This window comes from Veillonella intestinalis (genome assembly GCF_943192895.1).
GTDB lineage: Bacteria > Bacillota > Negativicutes > Veillonellales > Veillonellaceae > Veillonella_A > Veillonella_A intestinalis.
On record NZ_CALPCB010000002.1, the window covers coordinates 215,763 to 239,822 of the forward strand.

The window sequence follows — 24,060 nt, forward strand, 5'->3', positions numbered from 1 at the left end:
GCATTAATATATAGTGACAAGCTGATTCAACAGCTTGTGATTTATGAAAAACATACAACATATGCATTTTATGTATTTTTATATCATTATATTATACCGTGAACCTTAAAAATTGTAAAATATCAAATATATTTTTCATATTATAAAACGAATAATTTGAATATATAGTTTAAATTTTTCTTAATAACTTTTTGAAATATAATTTATAAATTTCCTATATTTATGGGACTTATAATGAGTTAGTGAGAAGATTTATTAATTAGATAAATGATGAGTTTCATGAATTATTGAAACAATATTTTTAAAAATTATTCAATTCGTGTAATTATTTATAAGAACATATTTTTTATTTTATGAGTTTATTAGGGATTTAATGGTAATTATTTATATATGACTCTAGAGCATAGGTATATCATTGATTTACATGATAACTTCAGTATGCTATTCTAAGTTTATATTAGACTATGCGTCGTGCTTAGTAGCATAACAATAGGTAGGAGGTCCTAACATATGAGCTTATATTTGAAACGTGATTTTGATACCTTTGTATCAGAAGCCAAAAAGATTTCACCAGATCGTGTTTTTACAGATTATTTATTACGTTATGCTTATGGCATAGATGCATCGTGTTATAGCTATTTGCCAAAAGTAGTAGTAAAACCAAATACGGAAGCAGAAGTAGTACAATTAGTTTTGTTAGCTAATCGCTGTGGCACACCTGTTACTTTCCGCGCTGCAGGTAGTTCCTTATCAGGGCAATGCTCATCTGAAGATGTATTAATCGTAGCTAATGACGGGTTCAAATATGCTCATGTATTAGAAAACGGCAATGCAATTCGCTTAGCCTGTGGCGTAATTGGGGCTGATGCTAATGAAGCTTTACTTCCTTATGGTAAAAAAATTGGGCCGGATCCAGCTACAATTACTACAGCCTTAGTAGGGGGGATTTTTAATAATAACTCCAGCGGTATGTGTTGCGGTACTGCTCAAAACTCCTATAAAACAGTTCGTTCTATGCGCGTCGTGCTAGCCGACGGTACTATTCTTGATACCGGTGATGCGCAAAGCGTTAATGACTTCATGCGTACTCATGGTAAGATGATTGAAGATATTCTTAACCTACGTAGTCAAATCATGGCTGATCAAGAATTAGTAGATTTAATTAACCGTAAATATAAAATCAAAAATACAACTGGCTATGGTATTAACTCATTAGTTGATTTTGAAAATATAGTAGACATTTTAAACCATTTATTTATCGGTAGTGAAGGTACATTAGGCTTTGTTAGTGAAGTTACATATAATTGCGTAGAAGACGCTAAATACAAAGGCTGTGGTCTCTTATTCTTTGAAAAATTAAATGATGCATCTCGCGCAGTAGTTGCCTTAGCTAATATGTCTCGTGAAAAGGTAGTAGCTGCTGAAATGATGGACTATTTAAGTCTAAAAAGTGTACAGCAATTGCCAGAAGTGCCATCATTTGTACGCGGTGTACCTGAAGGCACTAGCTGTATTTTATTCCAATCTGAAAGCAATGACGAAGCTACATTAGATCAAAACTTAGAATATATCAAAGAACATTTAAAAGATATTCCAACTGTAATCCCAAGTTTATATTCCAAAGATGCAGCTGAATATAACTCCTGGTGGATGATTCGTAAAGGTTTATTACCAATTGCAGCTGGTCTTCGTCGTCCTGGTACAACTGTTATTACAGAAGACGTATGCTTCAAAATTGAAGACTTTACTGACGGTATCGAAATGATTACTGAATTATTCCACAAATATGATTTTGTAGATAGTGGTATTATCTTCGGTCATGCTTTAAGTGGTAATGTTCACTTTATCATTACACCTAACTTTAATGAACAAAAAGAAATGGACAACTTTGCTGGTCTTGTTAAAGAAATGGCAGAACGAGTAGCTGGCGTAGAAGGCTCTATTAAAGCTGAACATGGTACAGGTCGCATGGTAGCACCATTCGTAGAATTAGAGTGGGGTAAAAAAGCATATGCTGTTAACCGTCGCATTAAAGAAATCTTTGACCCACTACGTCTACTAAACCCAGATGTTATTATTACTGATAACCCAGACGTTTATAAGAAAAATCTAAAAGCCATGAATGATATTGATCCACTATACAATATGTGTATGGAATGTGGCTTCTGTGAAAAGAACTGTCCAAGTCGTAATTTAACCTTAACACCACGTCAACGCATTTCTTTACTTCGCGAAGAACAACGCTTGCTTAAAGAAGGCAACACTGAAATGGCAGCGGAGCTTAAAAAAGGCTATGAATATTATGGTGTAGACACTTGTGCTGCTTGCTCTATGTGTTCACAACTTTGCCCATTAGGGATTGATACAGCTCAGATTGCTATTTCTATGCGTAAAATTGATCCTAAAGGACGTAGTTTGGCGCAAGCTATTTATAATAACTTTAGCACGACTTTAAAAGCGGCTAGAGTAGGGGTAACCTTAGGTGGGGTAGCAGGAAAAGTAGCTACTAAAACTTTATTAGCTAAGATTTCAGAAGATGCCCATCAATTAACTGGCTTAACACCTTATTTACCAAAAACAATGCCTAAGGCTAATACTTATAAATTGAGCAATAAACGGAATCCATTATTCCAGAAGAATGTAGTATATTTCAGTACTTGTGCTAACCGTGCATTCCGCCAAAATCAAGGCTATGATGATACTCGTAGCTTACAACAAGTATTTGAAAGTTTATGTGATAAAGCCGGTTATAATGTAATTTATCCACCACATATTGAAAATCTTTGCTGTGGCCTAAGTTTTGAAAATTATGAAGAAATTGATAAACAAGCGTTAGCAGATTTAACAGCTTCTTTAATGAAAGCTAGTGAAGGTGGCGTTTATCCAGTCGTTATTGACCATTCCGCTTGCTTTAACCATGCATTTAAACACATTAAAGGCTTAAAAATCCTTGATATTTCTGAATTCTTGTATACAATTTTACCAAACCTAAATGTAACTAAATGCAATGAATCAGTAATTGTCCACAAACAATGTAAAATTAAAACATTAAACAAAGGCGATTATATTGAAAATTTAGCTCGTGCATGTACAGATAAAGTATTCAATATTAAATCATTTGCTTGTGATGGTTTTGCTGGTCAAAAAGGTTTCTTTACACCAGAACTTAATAAATGTGCCACTAAAGATTTAGCTGATGAAGTTAAAAAATATGGTTGCACTTTAGGTGTAAGTTCCAGTTCCACTTGTGAAATTGGTCTTGGTGAAAATGGCGGTATTCCATTTGTAAGTATTGCTTACTTATTAGACCGTTGTTCTACAAGAAAATAAAATTTGAACAATTCATAAAAAATAGCCTTCGATACATGTCGAGGGCTATTTATATAGGTAATAGCTTAGAGCTTATTATTGAACTCTTTTTAGCTTTATGATATAATTACTTCCGATAACGATATATTATCGGAAGTAATTTTTAGGTTATTTTACAATGAATTAAGCAATATCAAGGTTTATTCGTATTTTACAACTATTATATACTATTATACTATCTTGGAATTTTATCGTATTATAAGGAGTTTCCTATTATGAGCGCTAACAAGCATTTTTACTTACGAGACAATGAAATCCTCAAGGCTAGCAGCAAACTCTCTGAAAAAGCTAAACAAAGCATTCTCTTATCTAAATCTGAAAATACAGTTGATGCGTATGAGTCAGATTGGGATGATTTTGTATATTGGTGTGAATCTCGGCACGTTTCATTTTTTCCGGCTACCCCTGAAACCATTGTTAACTATATTAATGACTTAGCTGATCATGCCAAAGCTAATACCATATCTCGCCGCATTAGTGCTATTTCTGAAAACTTTAATGCTTCTGGTATATCGGATAATCCTTGTAAATCTTCGCTAGTCAGTCAGGCTTTGCGTGGCATTCGTCGTGCTAAAGGAACCTATCAACAAGGTAAAACTCCTATTCTACTAGAAGATTTAGAAGATATTTTTCAAGAAATGGATTCTCTTGGCTTACCAGAGATTCAACTACTACGAGATAAAGCTATTCTATTAATCGGCTTTATGGGTGCTTTTAGACGAAGTGAAATTAGTGCTTTAACTGTAGAGGACCTTACCTTCTCTCCACAAGGCTTAGAAGTGTTTATACGCTCTTCAAAAGCCGACCAAGAAGGTCAAGGAGCCGTTGTAGCTATCCCTTATATAGAAAACGCTGAATTTTGCGCTGTAAGGGCCGTTAAGGCATGGCTCCGGTATACTGGTATTAAAAGTGGTCCAATTTTTAGAGGTTTTACGAAAAAAATGGACATTCGTAAGAATGCATTAAGTGATAAAAGTATTGCTGATATAGTAAAAAAATATATTTCCCTTATTGGTTTAGACCCGGCTATGTATGGAGCCCATAGCCTACGTCATGGTTTTGCTACAACAGCAGCTACTTATGGTGTAGAAGAACGTAATATTATGCGCCAAACTCGCCATCATAGTGTCAATATGGTACGAAGATATATTAATGAAGCCAATAAATTTGTCGATAACCCAATTAGTACTATATTTGGTAGTAGAAAACGCTAACATATTTCTATAGAATCAATACTATATAGTAACAATAGAAAAACGGTGATACCTAGCCGCCTAAGTATCACCGTTTTATTGTATTCAATTGTCTATATAAACCCTAGAGTAAAATAACTCATAGTGGATCTATTACTTTATTCATTCTGTGCTAAATAATCAACAGGTAATTTATGATTTGGTGTTTTAATAGTTGGCACTTTAATTTGGCTACCAGGTTCTAAATTAGCTCTTTCATCCAACTGATTCAGTGATTTTACGACATGAACCATTTCACGCACATCGATGTTGCTATTGCTGTGTTCAGTCGCAATACCCCAAACAGTATCGCCAGCTTTAACAGTTACAGTACGAACATTTTGTGTATCTAATTCAATAGTCGGTGTATTAATAAAATAACCCATTGTTAATGTTAAAAACATGCTGAAAACGATTAAAAAATCACGTTTCATACTATCACCTCATTAATAAACTAATCCCAGGCCCCTAACATACATGTATTATTATCTAAAATAAGAGCAATACTTACGAACATTTCAACGGTATGTATGTTCGTTTATGAAATTAGTATACCACACGAATAAATGTTCGGTCAATACTTAATCGAACAATTATTTGACAAAACTTTACCTTACGTTCTATAATAATGATGAGATTATTTATATATTTGCAACTTTTTACTACAGAATGAGAGGTTTTAACAGTGAGACGTCCAGCTACCGATATTAACTCCAAACAACAAAAGATTCTAGATTTTATTACTGAATCCCTACAGACAGAATATCGTTGCCCTAGTGTACGTGAAATTTGCAATCATATGGGCCTAAGCTCCACCTCTACTGTTCAAAGCCACTTAAATACATTAGAACGTTTTGGCTATATTAAACGGGATGTAAATAAAAACCGTTCTATTACGGTCGTTGGTATGAAGCCAAAAGTTATTCCTGAAGTTAACACATCTACAGATGGTCAAGTTACCTCTTCTGATGCCTTTGATTTTATGGATATGAAATTGAAAAATGTACCACTGATTGGGACTGTCCAAGCCGGTTTACCCGTAACAGCTTATCAAAATCAAGAAGCTCAAATTCCATTACCTATGACACTCATTGGTAACTCTGAATGTTTCTTACTTCGTGTTCGTGGTGAGTCTATGCGTGATATTGGTATATACGAAGGGGATTTATTAATTGTTCGCAATCAATCGACTGCTAATAATGGTGATATTGTAGTTGCTCGCATTGATGATGAAGCTACTGTTAAACGGTTCTATCGCGAAAGTAATCGTATTCGTTTACAACCAGAAAATAGCGATTTTGAGCCAATTTATACTGATAATTGTGTTATTGAAGGTAAGGTAATCGGACTTATTCGCGATCATATTTAGCCATATAGTTACAAAATATGACTAACTTATCCAGTAAATGTTAACTATTTTTGCTTAAATAAAACTATATAACAAGAAACATAAAAACGAACACCTGTTTGGCTGCCCTATTTTCAAGCAACTAAACAGGTGTTCGTTTTATACTTAGTATATTTACTATATTTACTATACTTACTATATTTACTGTATTTACTATACTTACTTCATATATGGTTTAATAGCGGCGTCCACTACAGCAACTTCTTCAGCTGATGGTTCACACATTGGTAAATGATATGGACCTGCTGGCAAGCCCATTTGACGGACTGCATATTTAACAGGAATTGGGTTAGTTGTAACAAACATAGCACTAAATACAGGATATAATTCCCGATGTATAGCTTTAGCTTTTGCTACATCGCCAGCTTCATAAGCTTGAATCATTTCATTCATTTCATTACCAACCACATGACCCGCTACTGAAATGACACCACAGCCCCCTACAGCTAACATAGGTAAGGTCAAACCATCATCACCACTATAAATCATAAAATCATCTGGTAGTAAATGATAAATTTCTGAAGCTACATTAATATCACCACTTGCTTCTTTTACAGCAGCTATATTTTCACAAGTAGCACGAAGTTTTGCTAAGGTAGCTGGCAAAATTTTACCACCTGTACGCCCTGGTACATTATAAACTATAACTGGTAAATCAGTCGCTTCAGCCATAGCTTTGAAGTGTAAAAATACCCCTTGTTGATTTGGTTTATTATAATAAGGTACGACTCCCATTACTGCATGAACACCAGTTTTACTAGCTTCCTTTGTAAAAGCAACTGTTTTAGCAGTATCATTAGACCCTGTATTGGCCACGATTGCACCAATATGACCACATTCTTGCGCAATAGTCTTAAAGAGCTTTAACTTATCCTCATTGCTGATAGTTGGGCTTTCCCCAGTAGTACCACATACAATAAGGCCATCAGAGCCATTTGCTAATAAATGCTTAGCAAGTACTACAGCGCCCTCAAAATCTACTGAACCATCTGCGTGGAATGGTGTAATCATAGCAGTTAAAACACGACCTAAGGTTTTCATAAGAACCTCCTCTAATAATTTCATTTAAAAAGATTGGTTTTCTACAAGGTATTCCGCAATTTGTAATGCATTAAGTGCTGCACCCTTACGAATTTGATCCCCTACAATCCAGAAATTCATACCTTTGTCATTATATAAATCTTTGCGAATACGGCCTATTTCACAATCATCTTTGCCAGACGTATATAATGGCATTGGATACTCTTGTTCTTGTGGATTATCTTTTACAATCAAGCCTGGGAAGTTATCACAAGCAGCTTTAAAATCAGCTACACTAACAGGTGCTTCTGTTTCTACTAGCACAGATTCAGAATGCGAACGATATACTGGAATACGAATCGTTGTTGGTACTACTTGAATTGTATCATCATGCAAAATCTTTTGCGTTTCTAGTACCATTTTCATTTCTTCTTTAGTGTAGTCATTATCCATAAATACATCAATTTGTGGAATTACATTAAAAGCAATAGGATAATGTTTTGGTAATGAACCACTTGGTAAAATATTAGCTACCATTTCTTCGCCAGCCATATGTGATTTTACTTGATTATCTAATTCATCAATACCCTCTTTACCGGCACCGGAAACAGCTTGATAGGTGCTGACTACAATTCGCTTAATTGGTGATAAATCATGAAGCGGTTTCAAACCTAATGCCATAATAATTGTAGAACAATTTGGATTAGCAATAATACCTTTATGTGTATCAATATCTTCTGGATTCACTTCTGGCACTACTAATGGAACTTCTGGATCCATGCGGAATGTACTGGAATTATCAATAACAATAGCCCCTCGTTTAACCGCTTCTGGTGCTAAAGTCTTCGAGATAGAACCACCAGCAAACAAAGCAATATCAATGCCTTCAAAAGATTCAGGTGTTGCTTCCTCAACGATATATGACTTACCACATACAGTTAATTCAGTACCAGCTGAACGAGCGGATGCCAATAATTTTAAGTCTGCAAATGGAAAATTACGTTCTTCAAATAGGTTAATAAACTCTTGACCTACAGCGCCTGTAGCGCCTAAAATTGCAACATTTGGTTTTCTCATGTGTATCTCTCCCACTAAAAATTATAAATAATGTTCTAAGCCATATGTAAGACCTGGTTTATCCATAATCTTTTTACAAGCTAAGATAACGCCAGGCATAAAGGATAAGCGACTAAGTGAGTCATGGCGAATGGTTAAGGTTTCATCATAACCCCCAAATAAAACCTCTTGATGAGCCACATAACCTGGTAAACGAACACTGTGAATCGTTACTTCATCTACTTTAGCGCCTCGTGCACCAGGTAGACTTTCTTTAGTTAAGTCTTCTGCCCCTTGAGCACCAGCGGCCTGTTTGGCTTCATTAATTAATTTAGCTGTTAATACAGCCGTACCGGAGGGTGCATCATATTTGTGATTATGATGTAATTCAATGATTTCTACATTAGGAAAATAAGGCGCTAAATTGGCAGCTGTTTTCATCATCATAACAGCACCTAGTGAAAAATTAGGAGCCACTAAACAATTGGCCTTATTAGCTTTACCAATAGCAGCTAATTCATCACGTTGCTCTGCCGTAAGACCAGTAGTACCAATTACAATATGAACACCTGCTGCTAACACAGTTTTGGCATTTTCAAAAATAATAGCAGGATTTGTAAAATCTACTACTACATCTGTTTTTTTATCAGCCAAGGCAGATGTAAGATCCTTATATAATGGAAGTCCCAATTCTTCTAAGCCAGCAGCCTTGCCAGCATCTTCTCCAGCTTGCTTTGGATCAATACCACCAATAAAGGTAAGCTCTGGATCATTATGAACAGCCTTTACTACTTCACGCCCCATTTTACCGGTGGCGCCACATACCATTACCGTAATCATATGCATTCCTCCTAAAAAAAAGACCAGCGCATAGCTGCCACTGATCTTGGTATGATTACCTGAACGAGCTATCTTACTTGATTACTAAGTATCAAGACTAGGATAGTCGGAACAATGAGCTAGCACTCCATCTAACGATGACAGTCATACACCTATTCGATGCACAACCAGCACTGTTTGTTGGCTCAAACAGGCTTCGGCGAAACTTCCTTTCTTCATACGTCTACATGTGCCTCACTCAATATGAATACTCTTAACCTTCGCGCCTCTATCTCCATCTATTCAATTAAAAAATGATTACTATTAGTATACATTTATTTTTTAATATCGTCAAATTTTATTATGTATACATTATAAATGCTTAATAACAATCTTTCTTAGGCCTGTTTATTTTTAAAATGAGCAATCATCTCTTTAGCTGTTGCTAAGGCTGTATGAGAAAAGTTTTGTCCTGACATCATACGTGCAATTTGCTCAACATGCTCTGTTTCAGATAGTTCAGTTAAGCTTGATACGGTACGCCCTTCTTCTTCATGTTTAGCTAAATGATAGTGATGTTTAGCAATACTCGCTGTTTGCGGTAAGTGTGTAATACAAAATACTTGTGTACTATTACTTAATTGTTGAATTTTTGCCGCCACTTGTAATGCTATATCACCACTAATCCCTACATCGATTTCATCAAACACTAGGGTTTTAAAGGTTTTAACATTAAATACAGATTTAAAAGCTAATGCAATACGAGAAATTTCACCACCAGAAGCTACTTTATGAAGCGGTAATAAGCCTTCACCTGCATTGGCACTAAAAAGTAATTCTATATGCTTAGCACCTAACGGTGTTAACTCTTCACTAAGTTCTAAGGCAAATTGTAACTCCGCCTTAGGCATCCCTAAATCAGTTAACTGTTCTTTTAATTGAGCCGCTATAATAGCACTATTAGCTTGACGTATAGTTGTTAAATTAACTAATGCAGCATTAGCTTTCTCTTCTGCCATAGCAACCGCTTTTTCTAAATCTTCTTTAGCAAAACTCTGTGCCTCTAATTCTTCTAAACGCGTTTGCGCTTGCGTTTCAAATTCTAAAATAGCCTCTATCGTATCGCCATATTTCCGTTTTAGTCCATAGATTAAAGAATCCCGTTCTTGGCAATAGGCATAGCGCTCTTCGTCATAAGAAATAGTGTCACGATAACGATCAAGACCTTGCGCTGCTTCTTCTAATTGAAAGTAAGCCGAATTTACCAATTCTGATAATTCTTTTAAACTGTCATCATAGCGAACTAAGTCCTGTACTTCAGCTTTAATACTATTAACAGCTTCTAAAATAGCATGACGATCACTATAAAAAGCATTATAACAAGCACCCAGTACTTTATCTAAATGCTCAAAACTATCCAGACGTTTCAATTCCGCAGTTAAGGCTTCATCTTCACCAACTTTTAATTGTGCTTCTTCAATTTCATCAATCTGAAAGCGCAACATATCTAATTCACGAGCTCGTTCAGCAGCCATGGCTTCCATACCATCCAACTGCTGTTTAGCTGTTTTATAGACTTTATACGCTGCTACATAGGTTTCAAAAGCAATCTGACCTTCTTGGCTATATTCGTCTAAATAGCGGTGATGTACCTCTGGATCCAAAAGTAGCTGATTACTATATTGTCCATGAATATCCGCCAAATAAAGTCCTATTTCACGCAATGCTTTTAAGGGGATTGCTTGGTCATTTGCTAAAATAGTAGATTTACCTTGACGATTAAAGGAGCGTGATAAAATAAGTTGATTCTCTTCAACTAAAATATTTTTACTCCCTAATAACTCTAATAAAGCCGAATCACCAGTTACGTCAAAAACCCCTTCTATCACAAAAGCGTCTTTACCATGGCGAATAAACTCACTACTAGCTCGTTCACCTAGCAATATACTGAAGGCGTCCATTAAAATGGATTTACCAGCCCCAGTTTCACCAGTAAAGATAGTAATTCCATCAGAAAATTGTAAATTCATCTGTTCTATTAAAGCAAAATTACGAATCCCCATATGTGTAAGCATAGTTTAATAGCCTTAGTCTTTCATTAAATCCGAAATACGTTTTAAAATTGGTTGCACATCTTCAACAGAACGAGCAATAAGTAAAATCGTATCGTCCCCTGCCAAAGTTCCAATTAATTCGCCCCATTTAGCATGATCAATAGCAAATGCTACTGATTGAGCCGAGCCTGGCAATGTATGCAATACCACTTGATTTAAGCTGTAATCTACACGAGTAATAGAGTCTTGGAATAGACGACTAATTCGATTGCCAATAAGCAAGACATTTTCTTCAGGTGATAAAGCATAGCGATAGTGACCATCACCGGTAGGAATTTTAATAAGCATCAATTCTTTTATATCACGAGATACGGTAGCTTGTGTTACTTCAATCCCTTCATCTGCTAAAGCAGCCGCTAACTCTTCTTGCGTTTCAATCGAGCGGGATTGTACGATTTCTTTAATCTTGTTATATCTGTAGCGTTTCATAGGTCACCGTCCTTTAATAATATATAAAATAGGAGGCTTGTTAATTTGATTAACTGGCATCCATGTTGCCACATCATAAGCTTGCTGTGGCAAGGTTGATAAAAATGTATGTACCGCCTTTGCTTCGGCCTCGCCTATAGCTGTACCTGGGTAGGCTACCACTGTAATGAGCCCCTTTGGTGCTAAACAAGTAAGCCCTTTAGAAATAGCTTCAATGGTAGTATCCGGTTGTGTCATTAATTCATGAGAACTACCGGGTAAATATCCTAGATTAAAAATAAGTAAGTCAATTGGTTGTGTTAACCAATCTGTAGTACCTAATAGAATTTCATGAGAACCTTCGATAAAGTAACAGTCAATATCCTTTCGCTCACATTCTCTTGCTAATCTAACAGTAGCAGTTTCAATCGCTTTTTTCTGTTTATCTAAACCATATAAAGAAGTTCCGGACTCACAATGAGTAGCTAAATAAAGTAAATCATGACCATTGCCTACCGTTGCATCTACAATAGTGCGTGCTTGTCGTAATTGATCAAGCCACAAAGTACGTTGAAATTGTACAGCATGATTAAAATTAATCATAATAATTCATCTCGCCGAGCCGATAACTTACGGAATAAGGTAGCAAAGAATTTTTGCTCGTAAAAACGTACATAACGGCTATAAAGAGCACTCGCTTCTATATGTAACGTATCTTCATTAGTAAATTCATAATCAAAAGTACCATCAATACAAATATGTAATTTTTCTTGACGCTTTGGCATGGTTAAATCAACGCGGGCACTTTCTTTAAGCACTAATGAGACACTCTGTAGTAGATGTGGTGCTATAGGTGTTACAATAATCGAATGATTATCTGGTGCCATTATAGGACCTCCAGCGGATAGATTGTACCCCGTTGAACCAGTCGAACAGGCAACAATCAAACCATCAGCGGGATACATTTGCGTATAGCCCTCATTAATTGATAAATTAATGCGAGCCATGCGACCTGGTTTTTCATGAGTAATAACGATTTCATTAATGATAGGGGTTAATTTCTTAGCCCCTTCGGCAGTCCGAATTTCAGCAGCTAAATGAATTCGATTTTCTACTCGATAATCACCCTTAGCAATCTTTGTAATCCTATCTTCCATATCTGCCAATTCTATTTGATTAAGAAATCCCAATTCACCAAGATTAATGCCACAAATTGGCACATCATGCATATAAATTTGGCGAGCTAAATGAATGAGCGTACCATCACCACCAAAACTAAAGGCAATATCTAAATGCTTAAAAATTTCAGGTCTTGGTAATACTTGATCATCGGAAACATTAAGCAATTTTGGCAAATCAAATTCTTTAAGATCTTCAGGAAGCCAAACTTCTATACCACAATTATCGCAAATACGTTTTGCTTCTTGTAGCACAGCTATAATATTCTCTTTGCCCATATTAGGGATAAAACCTACTCGCATATCATCACCTACATTTCATGAGCGGCTGCAACCACTGACTCTACTAATTCATCAGTTATTGGCAAAGCCCCTTCCTTTGTCTTCTTAAAAAATCCTAAAAATTCTATATTTCCTTCTGTCCCTTTAATAGGGGAATATGTAGCACCATGCAAATATAAGCCACAAGCTTCAGCCACTTGTAAGATACGTAATAATACCTCTCTATGAGTACTGGCTTCACGAACAATACCACCTTTACCTACTTTTTCACGGCCTGCTTCAAACTGTGGTTTAATCAAAGCAACTAAAGAACCGCTGTCTTTAAGCAAGGTAACCGCTACCGGTAGTACTTTATCTAAGGATATAAAGGCCACATCAATAGAGATAAAGTCAACAAGCTCCCCTAATTGTTCAGCTGTTACAGTACGGATATTTTGTTTTTCCATATTAACAACGCGTGGATCTTGACGCAGTGACCAAGCTAATTGATTATACCCTACATCAATAGCAAACACTTTAGCGGCTCCATTTTGTAAAGCACAATCTGTAAAACCGCCAGTTGATGCGCCAATATCTACCATGACAGCGTCTGTTAAATCAATGGGATAGAGTTGCAATGCTTTTTCTAATTTTAACCCACCACGGCTAACATAAGGCAACGTATTTCCCTTTACTGATAAATCAGCATCTATGGGAATTTTAGTGCCCGCTTTATCAACGCATACTGTGCCCATGAAAATTTGACCAGCCATAATTGCAGTTTTTGCTTTTTCTCGGCTTTCAAATAAACCACGGTTAACTAGCAGTACGTCTAAACGTTCTTTAGTACTCATAAAACTCCCTTACAATTAAAGAAAATTATAATAAATAATTGATGCTACTGCATAACCTAAAATGGCTCCGCCAAACACTTCAAATGGAGTATGACCTAATAGTTCTTTAAGCACTTGCCCTCCTTCAATATGAACAGGAATGTTTCGTTTCTTGAAATGTTCCATCAATTGATTGAGAATTTGTGCTTGGCGACCAGCTTCACGGCGCACACCAGATGCATCGTACATAACAATCAAAGAAAAGGTTAAGCAAATAACAAACAAATCAGATGTTGGTCCATGTTGATATGCCGTTGCCGTTGATAGAGCTACCACTAAAGATGTATGAGAACTCGGAAACCCACCAGACCCAATAAGGCGTTCCCATTGCAAACGGCGAATTTGTAATAGCACAATGACAAACTTTAAAGCTTGGGCTAAAAACCAACCCCAAAACGCACTAATAGCTATATAGTTACTAAAGAGTTCATTTAAGAATTGCATAATTAATTTGTCCTATGCACTAGATAATCTACTAAGGCTTCTAATATAGTAGTATCACCATCAATTTCTGAGAGGGCCGCTTTAGCCGCAGCTGCTGTTTCCGCTACTTTGGCTCTAGCACCAGCCTCACCTAATTCGGATACATAGGTGGATTTATCTTGTTTTTCATCACTTCCAGGCATTTTACCCAAATCTTCAATAGTTCCTGTTACATCAAGAATATCATCAGTGATTTGGAACAATAAACCTAAGTGATCACCATATGTACGATACGAAGCCTGCACTTGTGGGGTCGCATTACTTAAAATAAGCCCAATCTCTATGGCAGCTAAAAATAAAGCACCTGTTTTACCACGATGTAATACTTGTAATTCTTCAAGTGGTATATGACGACCTTCTGACTCTAAATCAAACGCTTGCCCACCAACCATTCCTTCTGGACCAGCTGCTTTGGCTAACGCCAATACACAAGACAATTGTTGACTAGGTGTGGCAACCGTATTTTGACACATTAATTGAAATGCATACGTCAATAAACCATCACCGGCTAGGATAGCAAGACCATCACCATATACTTTATGATTCGTTAAACTTCCACGACGATAATCGTCATTATCCATGGCTGGTAAATCATCATGTACCAACGAATATGTATGAATTAATTCAATAGCACAAACGATTTCTTTATAAGGTTCCGGCGAAACACCTAATGACTCCATAACCGCTTTTGTTAAAATCGGACGGATTCGTTTGCCCCCCATTAGTAAACTATAACGCATAGCTTCGTATAACTTAGCATACTCTGCATTGGGCGACTCTAATAGGGAGGCCAAATACGATTCTGTCCAAGCTTTACTGGCTTTTAAATATTCTGTTAGCATAGTTCCTCCTACCCTATAGGTATGCACCAGTAGATAACATTTTATGTATTAATAGATAGAAATTATAAAAATACTCTCTATCTAATTATTATACATCATTTATTCTAATTTATACATAGATTATTTCTACATTTCATCGCCAATTCGTACTTCTTCAATAATCTGACGCACTTCGCCTTCTACACTTTGTAGCATATCAGAGCATTCTTTTACCAAAGTTAAGCCTTTTTTATATTGTGTTAGCAATTCATTGACTGATAATTCATTAGCATCCAATGTTCGAACAATTTCTTCTAAGGCTGCATATTTCTTTTCGTAGTTTTTTAATGTATTAGCCATTGCTATGAATCTCCTCTATTACAGCTTCTAATGTACCATCTTGCATGGTTATATCTATATGATTACCAGGGTTCAATTCTTTCGTAGATCGAATTGGTAAACCCTTATGCTCAACTTTTGTATACCCTTTTACTAATAGGTGAAGCGGATTTAGTAACTCTAGTTGTTGTGCTAATAGCACAATATCATTTTGCTTTTTCCCTAAGCCTTTAGTAAGGCTAGTCTGTAATTCATGTTGTAAAGCTGTTAATTTAGCACTTTCTTTATGAATAAGCGTAAGAGCTGGAATCCCTAACTTACGATTAAAAATTGCTTGTAAATCTTGCTTCTTCGACTCTATCATTTGCTTCATAAATTGGTGCAAATACTCTTCTTTGTCTTTGAGTTGTTGCCACAGTAAAGTTACAGGGTATACAGTTAATTCAGCAGCATGACTAGGCGTAACGCCTCGAACATCAGCAGCAAAATCGCATAAGGTATAGTCCGTCTCATGACCTACGGCTGAAACAATTGGTGTTTTACAATGATAAACAGCTTCTACAACAGCTCTATCATTAAAGCACCATAAATCTTCCATAGAGCCACCACCACGACCAACAATAATTAATTCTACCTCTTTATCTCGATCTGCCCGTTCAATGCCTTTGGCAATAATAGGACCTGCTTTATCCCCTTGCACTGGTACAGCAAATAATTTAAAGTGAACCCATGGATTACGTTGCTTCGCTACATGTAAAATATCATGCAGTACAGCGCCAGATTCAGAGGTAACAAGACCTATACAAGTAGGCATGACTGGCAATGGTTGTTTATGAAGATCATCTAAATACCCTAAAGCAGTTAATTCTTTTTTTAAAGCTTCGTACGCTAATTGGTAAGGACTCTTTTGGCCTATTTCCATATCATTACAAATTAAGCTTAAACGACCTGTTTTTTCATAAAAATTAATAGTTGCTCGCATGGTAACAAAAAGACCATTTTCTAAAGCACCTACTAAATTCTTTTTCTGAGCCGTTCCAGCCCAAAGAGCCACGTCTACAGAAGCATCTTCATCTTTAAGGGAAAAATAATAATGCCCCGTACTATGTCGTTTTAAATTTGAAATAGTGCCAGCAACATAACAATTTTTTAAAATATATTCACGCTCTAATACCCGTTTAATTAATGAATTTAAACGAGCTACAGAAAAAACATCCATAAAGACCTCTACTTTCCTAATAAAGCGGCGCCATAAGCTACACCCGTCGCATTATCTGAACTATATTGAGGTGGTGCAAACTCTAGTGTTACCTCCTGTTTCTGCCCAAAAGCGAGTAAAGCTTCTCGCAAATAGCTGTTAGCCATAACTCCACCAACAGCAATTAAACGATTAGCTGGTCGCTGAGACCACTCATAGGTAAGCATTTTGGTTAATGATTCACAAATACAATGAAACACAGCTAAGCTCATTTGTGCTTGTATATCTTCTGAAACCACATCACCTTGATGATCCTTATTTTTTAAGCGTTCAAGACGACGCATAGCTTCACTGCAAGGGCCGCCAAAGCTTAAAGCTCCCTTTTTGACCGCTACAGGCAATGGTTTAAACCGTTCTTCCTTAACTAAGGTTTTTACTGTTTCTGCTAAATTAGCTGGATTAGTACAAAGCGTTTTGGCTAATAACTCTAGCTTTGGTCCAGCAGGAAACGGTAATCCTAAAGCAACTCCAACACGATCTACGAATTGTCCGCCATGTAAATCTATAGCACCATTAACTAGTTGAGCCGTAAAAAAATGACCTTCATGAGGCACACAATATAAAAGTTCTGTCGTGCCCCCTGATACATGGAGACTAAAAAATGGTTCGGAAGGAATTGTCTGTAGTACACGCAAAGCTGCTAAAATATGATTTTCTTGATGAGAAAATTCAAATAAAGGAACATTATGCATATGACTCAAACTTCTACCTAAACCATGCCCCACAAGAAAAGCTGGCATATATGAATTAGCTTCCCGTCTAGGAAACGCACTCACACCAATGCCAGCTAGGGTATAGTCCTGAGGTAATTGCTCAATTAAACTAGGTAAAGCACGGGTATGTTGGAATACCATTTGCGATTGCTGAAGCCCACGGGCGCCAGGTTTCACCTCTAATAGTTTACGTGCTTCCCCTATTAACTTGCCATCTTCGCTTACAAGTGCACAAGACGTTGTATAACAACTAGTATCTATCCCTAAAAATACTTTCATAATAGCCTCTTAGGCCTCTGTAGAGGTAGATACAGTTGTTTTATTTTTAGCAATTGTATCAAGTACTGCATTTACAAATTTATAACTTTTTTCTGCACCATAGTCTTTAGTTAATTGAATGGCTTCATTAATAATAATGCGAGGGTCAATAGCTTCATTAGACAGGATAAGTTCCCATGTTGCTAAACGCAATACATTGCGTTCCACCGCTCCTAACTGAGAGATTTTACGCTTTGGTGAATAGCTTTGTAATAGTTTATCAATAGTCGTCTTATTGGCTTCTACACCTTGAATAATAGCTTCTGCATAGGCTACATCCATGCCTTGTGTTGTATGTACTTCTTCCGCTACAGGAACTGAAATAGTATCTTCTACATTATGAAATTCTTTTGCATATAAACTTTGAAATGCATACAATCGTGCTTGGCGACGATTACGATTTTGTTTCATTGCTTGTCTCCTCGAACTTTTGATTTGGATCAATAATATGTTCAAAATGTACGTCAATACGTACTTTATCTATGGCAGCCTTTTCTTTTAAATCTTTGCGAATTTGTTGACGAATTTGCTCTGCCATCGTCATTAAAGGATATCCGTAAAGGACATTAATATAAATATTAACTTCCAGACCTTCTTTACGATGTTTTACATTTACACCTGGTAAGCGTTTTTGCCCAAAATTACGAGCAATACCATCCACCATGCCATAATAAAAATTACTATTTAAGGAATGATAGCCAGGGATTAGTGTGAGTGCATGATTGGTAATTTGTAAAATAACCTCATCTGATACTTCAACCTGTTTATTTTTATTATCCACTAAGTATCACTCCTTCCATCAGTAGTAGTTGTGCCTAAGGCACTATCAAACGCAATATCTTGAATAAAAATATTAACACCCTCTACGGTAGTTCCCGTTAACGTTTCAATTCCAGTCTTTACATTTTCTTGAACGCGTAAGGCCACATCAGGAATACGATATCCATACCGAGCTACTAAATATAAATCTAGCGAAATTGACGTATCGGATACATGTTGTAATTTAACTCCTTCCCACTGGCTTTTCATACCAATAAAATTGGCAAAATCATCACCAGCAGTCGTACTCATAGAGGCAACTCCTTTAATCTCTAATGCCTTTAATAGAGCAATAGTACCATACACAGTGTCACTAATTTTGGTTTTTCCTTCAAAGAATGTAGTCTCTTCACTCATAGTACGCCAGCCTTTCTGTCATAGCATAAAAGCATTTGCCTCTCACATAGTGCGTTAAAGACAAATGCTTTTAAATTTAAATGAAATTACGCACGTTCAATGTACTGACCAGTGCGAGTATCAACGCGAAGCACATCGTCAACTTCGATGAACATCGGTACTTTAACTACATAGCCAGTTTCAAGCGTAGCTGGTTTGTTACCACCAGTGGCAGTATCACCACGGATACCAGGATCAGTTTCAACTACACGAAGTTCTACGGCTACTGGCAAATCAAGACCAATTACAATACCTTGGAAGAACATAATGCTTACTTCCATATTTTCAAGTAAGAAATTCTTAGCTTCACCTAATTGTTCAAGAGTTAGTTCAACTTGATCATATGTTTCGCTATCCATGAAGGTATAGGCACCATCAGCTTCGTATAAATATTGCATACGACGACGGTCTACATGAGCTTTAGGTACTTTTTCACCAGCATTGAATGTACGTTCAACTACAGCGCCAGTTTGCAAATTTTTCAATTTACAACGAACGAAAGCAGCCCCTTTCCCTGGTTTTACGTGTTGGAAGTCAACTACTTGCCACACGTTGCCATCGAGCTCAACTGTTACGCCCGGACGAAAATCATTACTAGAAATCATTTAAATCCCTCCGTTTAACCTTTTACTTCTATTAATTCTTTCGAGGTATGAGTCAATAGTTCATAACCCTCGTCAGTAACAATAACACTGTCTTCAATGCGAAGACCCATTTCACCAGGCAAATATACCCCTGGCTCTACAGTAACAATCATATTAGATTCTAATACTGTATTAGATTTTGGTGAGGCCACTGGCTCTTCATGAATATCAAGACCAACACCATGACCTGTGCCATGATTAAAATAGCCTTCATAGCCAGCCTTATAAATACTATCACGACAAGCAGCATCTACAACCTTACCAGTCACACCAGCTTTAACAGCCGCTAATCCCAGTAGTTGGGCCGTAAGAACTACGTCGTATAAATTACGTTGTATTTCTGAAGCCTCACCCATAACAATCGTACGAGTCATATCTGAATGATACCCTTTATAAACGGCCCCAAAATCAAAGGTAACAAAGTCGCCCCTTTCAATCACTTTATTAGACGCAACACCATGCGGCATGCTAGAGCGATGTCCTGAGGCTACAATGGTTTCAAAAGATGGTTCTTCAGAACCACGACGCATCATTTCAATTTCTAAAATAACACGCACTTCTTGTTCAGTCATACCTACTTTTAATTGAGGTAGCATAGCAGCAAAAGCTTCATCAGCAATCTGAGCCGCCTTGCGCATTAAAGCCAACTCATCCGGTCGTTTCACGGCCCGTAATGAAGTTAAATTCACTGACGCAAACTGACTATCAGTAAGCACTTCTGAAAAGGTTTGGTATGTATCTACTGGCACATAGTTCCCTTCAAAAGCACATACAGCTAAGGAAATTTGTTGCTCCTTGCATATTGTTGTAATACTGTCCCATACTGACGAAGTATACTGAATTACTTCATAGCCTTCGCATTGTTGCTGTGCCTGTTCTGTATAGCGACTATCTGTAATTATATACGCTTGTTTAGGTGTTACAAAGCCTACTGCCGTAGTACCTGTAAAACCAGCAAAATACCTAAGATTGGTCTGGCTAAGCAAGAGTATGCCATCATACTGGTGCGCAGTCAAATAATCCTGTAGGCGTAATAAGCCATTCATGATAAGACTCCCTTGCTATAAATTTTTTCATTTCATGATACCATAAATTACGTATTTTGACTATAGTTTTTCCACGTCTTCCTCATCAAGATATGCAAAATCACCTAAATTTTCAATTCCAGCTAAAGTTAAATGACCTACTGATAGACGCCGTAAATAAGTAACCTCACCACCAGCAGCCCCTATCATCCGTTTTACTTGATGATATTTACCTTCTTCAATACTGATTTGAGCTTTACCTGGCTCTAATACCTCGAGAATAGCTGGTTTACATACTGTGCCATCGCCTAGAACAATACCTTCTTGTATACGTGCCAAACCAGTGTCAGTGAGTTCACCGGCATATTCAATATAATACAATTTAGAAATATGTTTTTTACCATTTATAATACGATGAGCCCACACACCATCATTAGATAACAATAATAAGCCTTCTGTATCCTTATCTAATCGTCCCACTGGAACAACACCCATGGTTAAAAATTCAGGTGGCAATAGTTCCATTACTGTGGGATGACGTGCATCTTCTACGGCACATACATAGCCAGCTGGTTTATTGAGCTTGACATAATAATTCTGACGACTATCGATAACTTCACCATTTACAGCAATAACCTGTTCTGGAATATTAATGGCTTGGTCTTTTTTAGTAGCAACTATTCCATCAACAGTAACTAAACCTTGCTTAATTAAGCCATGAACTTCTTTACGACTACCCAACGCTTTATTAACAAGAAATTTATCTAAACGTAAACGCATGCTTCAACCTACTACTTTATAGTTAAACTTTCTAAATGTTTCGTATAGTTTAATAAACTTAATGTGTTATGATCATCTTCTGTTAAGCCATAGAATTCTATACGACTAATCGATGTGTTCCCTTGACTAAAATTCCAAGCAAAATGAAGTGGTAAATTTAACATTTTACAAATCAGTGTACGATTAGTACCGCCATGAGCAACAACTAGAATCGTTTTATCTTCACCTACTTGACTCATTTCTTCCCGTAAAGCTTCCCAAGCTCGAAGTTGCACATCTTGAAACGATTCACCATTAGAGATTTTCACTTTATCAGGGCTACGATACATTGTGTAAACAGCTTGTGGCCATTTAGCTTCAATTTGATCATACGTTAAACCTTCCCAATCGCCAAAATTAATTTCTCGTAAGCGCTCATCGGTACGGAATGGGATTTGGCGCTCCCCTAAAATTGTCTCAGCCGTAATGCGAGCTCGATCTAAGTCACTGGCAATAATCGTATCAAAATGAACAGAGGCTAATTCTTTGGCAACCGCTTCTGCCTGAGCAATACCAGTTTCATTTAAAGGAACATTAGTATAACCTTGATAAAAACCTGTACTATTCCATTCAGTTTGACCGTGACGTACTAAATAAATTGTGTGCATGGGCGAACTCCTTTACATATGAGATTAATAATTCATTATTAGCTCTATCTTTAACTGCTATACGAAACCAACCAGTTCCCAAACCTTCATAGGCCTCACAACTACGAATTAATAGATTTTTTGTCTCTAAAAATTCCATAAAGTCCTGCAAACTTGGAGACTCTGGTTGCCAATGCAATAGCATAAAATTAACACTTGGTGGTAAAACGGTTAAAAAGTGAAAGGCTTTTATAGCGCCATAAAGCCATTCCTTTTCTCTTGCCACTACAGCGCGACTTTTCTGACGATATACTTCGTCTTGAAGAGCCCCTATACCATACTGTGCCGCTAAATGGTTCACTGACCAAGCAGGAATAAATTGTTTTATAGCGTTTAAAATTTGAGGCTGTCCTAACAAAGCACCTAAACGTAAACCAGGAATGGCATAAAACTTTGTAAATGAATGAAGAACTAGGATATTGGGATTTTCTTCAATATAAGGCCGCAAACTATGACTTTCATTGGTAAATTCAATAAATGATTCATCCACCAGTAATAAACTACCGGATTCTTCAGCTAATTTAGCTAACTCAATTACTTCACTAACCATCTGTAAACTACCATCTGGATTATTAGGATTACCCAAACAAAGCAGTGTTTGAGTATTATTTTCTTTTGCTGCCACTAAATATTCACGCAATACATCGTAAGGAACCTCAAAATGATAGGTAGGTGACTCTTCCAATCGTAATGAATACGATTGAACTTTAATATTCTGGGCCATAGCAGCTAACGCATATTCTGAAAAACCAGGAGCTGGAACCAATACTTGCGCGATTCTCTGTAACTCCATTAAAGCATATAGCAACTGAGCGGCCCCATTACCAAATAAAATATTATCTTTTGGCACGGCTAATAATTTGGCAGCTACCTCTAATAAAGCCTCATTATTAGGATCTGGATAGTGAATAACTTCCTCCACATGCCCTAAAAGAGCTTCTTTTCCCTTAGGACTTAATCCTTGCGGATTAATATTGGCACTAAAATCAACAATATCTTGGGGATTAACGCCATGGGCTGCAGCTATTTTATAAATATTACCACCATGTATATTTTTCATAAGTTAGCACCTCCCTAGCGTTTCATAAACGTAATACCTTCATTCGTTGTCTCAACCGTATCTAAATAATGTAATGTTGGTAACGCTTGCTGCACTGCCGCTCGACAATCAGCTAACGGTGAACCATCTGACGGAAAAAGTAATCCCATTATAGTACCACTATGGGCAATAATAGTCCCAACGCTATTAAAATGATTTCCTATTTCATGAAATTCATAGAGCAAAGGCTTATATAGAATACGCTGATTAGCAAAGGCACTTAAGGTAGCAGCTTGACCAATAAGCGACACGTTATGCTGTGCTAAGCCCTCTTTAAATAAAGCCAATGATTCTAAAATATAAGGCTCTTTTTCAGCAATCAAATCATGCAAACCAACTTGAGCATTAAAAGCTACCGTATCAATTTCGCCACCTTCATCAAAAATCATGATTTTCATAGGCGGACACTGCCCCAATGGCTCTGTAATAACACCAGATATATAATCAAATTGAACAACACCAGGATAAAAGGATGCATCACTCGGTTCGATACTAAGACAAATATCTTTTAACTCTTCCAAAGTCAAAGGTCGCCCATGAGCTAATGCAGTAGCCATAGCAGCTACACTAATATCAGCACTACTCGAAGCCATGCCTTTCCCCTGAACAATATCTGATCGTACATAGACTGTAGGCCCTGGCGTTTCTTGGCTCCACATTACGGAATCAAAAGGACGTTCATTCATCAATAACCGTTTTACTTGTTGCGCCGCTAAGGCAGCCTTTGGTTGCAATGAACAAAAATAAGGCCGTAATGGTTGTTTGACCTCACTAAGAGCATACGAATAGCGATTGATTGGACAGGTAACCAAAAATGGTTGACCATCAATGGAACCTTGCAAAAATTCACCGCACGTCCCTGGTGCTCGCACATAATATGACACCTGTCGTTCCTCCATACTAATATACAAAAAAATATAA

General features: G+C 36.9%; 26 protein-coding genes and 1 riboswitch. Of the genes, 3 read left to right on the forward strand and 23 right to left on the reverse strand.

Going from position 1 to position 24,060, the window contains the following annotated elements; translation table 11 throughout:
• The first annotated feature begins 510 nt into the window (after window positions 1–510).
• Entirely contained in the window at window positions 511–3,330 is a 2,820-nt protein-coding gene (locus tag NFR27_RS02410; RefSeq protein WP_251440424.1) for an FAD-binding and (Fe-S)-binding domain-containing protein, read from the forward strand.
• Window positions 3,331–3,584: 254 nt separating this feature from the next.
• Window positions 3,585–4,583 (forward strand): site-specific integrase, encoded by a 999-nt coding sequence (locus NFR27_RS02415; protein ID WP_251440420.1) that lies wholly within the window; start codon window positions 3,585–3,587, stop codon window positions 4,581–4,583.
• 137 nt (window positions 4,584–4,720) lie between these two features.
• On the opposite strand, the gene NFR27_RS02420 is transcribed toward NFR27_RS02415, so the two are convergent.
• The gene (locus NFR27_RS02420) at window positions 4,721–5,035 is read right to left on the reverse strand and encodes a LysM peptidoglycan-binding domain-containing protein (protein ID WP_251440418.1); all 315 of its coding nucleotides are present in this window, start codon (window positions 5,033–5,035) and stop codon (window positions 4,721–4,723) included.
• Window positions 5,036–5,286: 251 nt separating this feature from the next.
• Between NFR27_RS02420 and lexA the strand changes: the two genes are divergently transcribed.
• A complete protein-coding gene (gene lexA / locus NFR27_RS02425; protein WP_251440416.1) occupies window positions 5,287–5,970 on the forward strand; it encodes a transcriptional repressor LexA in 684 nt (227 codons plus the stop codon).
• 198 nt (window positions 5,971–6,168) lie between these two features.
• Here the strand turns inward: lexA and dapA are convergent, their stop codons facing one another.
• From dapA to NFR27_RS02535, 22 genes are all read right to left on the reverse strand, one after another.
• A complete protein-coding gene (dapA, locus tag NFR27_RS02430) occupies window positions 6,169–7,050 on the reverse strand; it encodes a 4-hydroxy-tetrahydrodipicolinate synthase (RefSeq protein ID WP_251440414.1) in 882 nt (293 codons plus the stop codon).
• 24 nt (window positions 7,051–7,074) lie between these two features.
• Window positions 7,075–8,106, reverse strand: a complete 1,032-nt coding sequence (locus NFR27_RS02435; protein ID WP_251440412.1) for an aspartate-semialdehyde dehydrogenase — start codon at window positions 8,104–8,106, stop codon at window positions 7,075–7,077.
• A gap of 21 nt (window positions 8,107–8,127) precedes the next feature.
• A complete protein-coding gene (dapB, locus tag NFR27_RS02440; RefSeq protein WP_251440410.1) occupies window positions 8,128–8,925 on the reverse strand; it encodes a 4-hydroxy-tetrahydrodipicolinate reductase in 798 nt (265 codons plus the stop codon).
• Between the two features lie 112 nt (window positions 8,926–9,037).
• Window positions 9,038–9,204, reverse strand: a riboswitch (Lysine riboswitch).
• A 98-nt stretch (window positions 9,205–9,302) separates the two neighbouring features.
• On the reverse strand, window positions 9,303–10,979 hold the full coding sequence (recN, locus tag NFR27_RS02445) for a DNA repair protein RecN (protein ID WP_251440407.1): 1,677 nt from the start codon (window positions 10,977–10,979) through the stop codon (window positions 9,303–9,305).
• A gap of 12 nt (window positions 10,980–10,991) precedes the next feature.
• Window positions 10,992–11,447, reverse strand: coding sequence for an arginine repressor (gene argR, locus NFR27_RS02450; RefSeq protein ID WP_115309655.1), 456 nt, complete (start codon window positions 11,445–11,447; stop codon window positions 10,992–10,994).
• A gap of 3 nt (window positions 11,448–11,450) precedes the next feature.
• A complete protein-coding gene (gene mnmM / locus NFR27_RS02455; RefSeq protein WP_251440404.1) occupies window positions 11,451–12,029 on the reverse strand; it encodes a tRNA 5-(aminomethyl)-2-thiouridylate-methyltransferase MnmM in 579 nt (192 codons plus the stop codon).
• A complete protein-coding gene (locus tag NFR27_RS02460) occupies window positions 12,026–12,907 on the reverse strand; it encodes an NAD(+)/NADH kinase (protein ID WP_251440401.1) in 882 nt (293 codons plus the stop codon). Before NFR27_RS02460 ends, mnmM begins: the two co-directional genes overlap by 4 nt.
• A gap of 8 nt (window positions 12,908–12,915) precedes the next feature.
• The gene (locus NFR27_RS02465) at window positions 12,916–13,719 is read right to left on the reverse strand and encodes a TlyA family RNA methyltransferase (RefSeq protein WP_251440398.1); all 804 of its coding nucleotides are present in this window, start codon (window positions 13,717–13,719) and stop codon (window positions 12,916–12,918) included.
• Window positions 13,720–13,734: 15 nt separating this feature from the next.
• Window positions 13,735–14,202: a divergent PAP2 family protein gene (locus NFR27_RS02470; protein WP_251440396.1), complete on the reverse strand. Its 468-nt coding sequence runs from the start codon at window positions 14,200–14,202 to the stop codon at window positions 13,735–13,737.
• A 2-nt stretch (window positions 14,203–14,204) separates the two neighbouring features.
• On the reverse strand, window positions 14,205–15,083 hold the full coding sequence (locus tag NFR27_RS02475; protein ID WP_251440394.1) for a polyprenyl synthetase family protein: 879 nt from the start codon (window positions 15,081–15,083) through the stop codon (window positions 14,205–14,207).
• A 126-nt stretch (window positions 15,084–15,209) separates the two neighbouring features.
• Entirely contained in the window at window positions 15,210–15,422 is a 213-nt protein-coding gene (xseB, locus tag NFR27_RS02480) for an exodeoxyribonuclease VII small subunit (protein ID WP_251440393.1), read from the reverse strand.
• Window positions 15,415–16,620 carry an exodeoxyribonuclease VII large subunit gene (gene xseA, locus NFR27_RS02485; RefSeq protein WP_251440391.1) on the reverse strand — a complete coding sequence of 402 codons (1,206 nt, stop codon included), beginning with the start codon at window positions 16,618–16,620 and terminating at the stop codon, window positions 15,415–15,417. The genes xseB and xseA overlap by 8 nt, the downstream gene beginning before the upstream one ends.
• A gap of 8 nt (window positions 16,621–16,628) precedes the next feature.
• Window positions 16,629–17,651 carry a tRNA (adenosine(37)-N6)-threonylcarbamoyltransferase complex transferase subunit TsaD gene (locus NFR27_RS02490; protein ID WP_251440389.1) on the reverse strand — a complete coding sequence of 341 codons (1,023 nt, stop codon included), beginning with the start codon at window positions 17,649–17,651 and terminating at the stop codon, window positions 16,629–16,631.
• Between the two features lie 9 nt (window positions 17,652–17,660).
• Window positions 17,661–18,101 carry a transcription antitermination factor NusB gene (nusB, locus tag NFR27_RS02495; protein ID WP_251440387.1) on the reverse strand — a complete coding sequence of 147 codons (441 nt, stop codon included), beginning with the start codon at window positions 18,099–18,101 and terminating at the stop codon, window positions 17,661–17,663.
• Entirely contained in the window at window positions 18,085–18,471 is a 387-nt protein-coding gene (locus tag NFR27_RS02500) for an Asp23/Gls24 family envelope stress response protein (RefSeq protein WP_251440385.1), read from the reverse strand. The genes nusB and NFR27_RS02500 overlap by 17 nt, the downstream gene beginning before the upstream one ends.
• Window positions 18,471–18,866 carry an Asp23/Gls24 family envelope stress response protein gene (locus tag NFR27_RS02505; protein WP_251440382.1) on the reverse strand — a complete coding sequence of 132 codons (396 nt, stop codon included), beginning with the start codon at window positions 18,864–18,866 and terminating at the stop codon, window positions 18,471–18,473. Before NFR27_RS02505 ends, NFR27_RS02500 begins: the two co-directional genes overlap by 1 nt.
• Before the next feature lie 86 nt (window positions 18,867–18,952).
• Complete coding sequence (gene efp, locus NFR27_RS02510) at window positions 18,953–19,510, reverse strand: elongation factor P (protein ID WP_251440380.1); 558 nt, start codon at window positions 19,508–19,510, stop codon at window positions 18,953–18,955.
• 14 nt (window positions 19,511–19,524) lie between these two features.
• Window positions 19,525–20,595, reverse strand: a complete 1,071-nt coding sequence (locus NFR27_RS02515) for a M24 family metallopeptidase (RefSeq protein WP_251440377.1) — start codon at window positions 20,593–20,595, stop codon at window positions 19,525–19,527.
• A 60-nt stretch (window positions 20,596–20,655) separates the two neighbouring features.
• Window positions 20,656–21,354 carry a pseudouridine synthase gene (locus tag NFR27_RS02520; RefSeq protein ID WP_251440375.1) on the reverse strand — a complete coding sequence of 233 codons (699 nt, stop codon included), beginning with the start codon at window positions 21,352–21,354 and terminating at the stop codon, window positions 20,656–20,658.
• 11 nt (window positions 21,355–21,365) lie between these two features.
• Window positions 21,366–22,001: an alpha-ribazole phosphatase gene (cobC, locus tag NFR27_RS02525; protein WP_251440373.1), complete on the reverse strand. Its 636-nt coding sequence runs from the start codon at window positions 21,999–22,001 to the stop codon at window positions 21,366–21,368.
• A complete protein-coding gene (locus tag NFR27_RS02530) occupies window positions 21,964–23,100 on the reverse strand; it encodes a pyridoxal phosphate-dependent aminotransferase (protein WP_251440372.1) in 1,137 nt (378 codons plus the stop codon). The genes cobC and NFR27_RS02530 overlap by 38 nt, the downstream gene beginning before the upstream one ends.
• 14 nt (window positions 23,101–23,114) lie before the next feature.
• Window positions 23,115–24,023 carry a GHMP family kinase ATP-binding protein gene (locus NFR27_RS02535; RefSeq protein WP_251453926.1) on the reverse strand — a complete coding sequence of 303 codons (909 nt, stop codon included), beginning with the start codon at window positions 24,021–24,023 and terminating at the stop codon, window positions 23,115–23,117.
• Window positions 24,024–24,060: the final 37 nt, after the last annotated feature.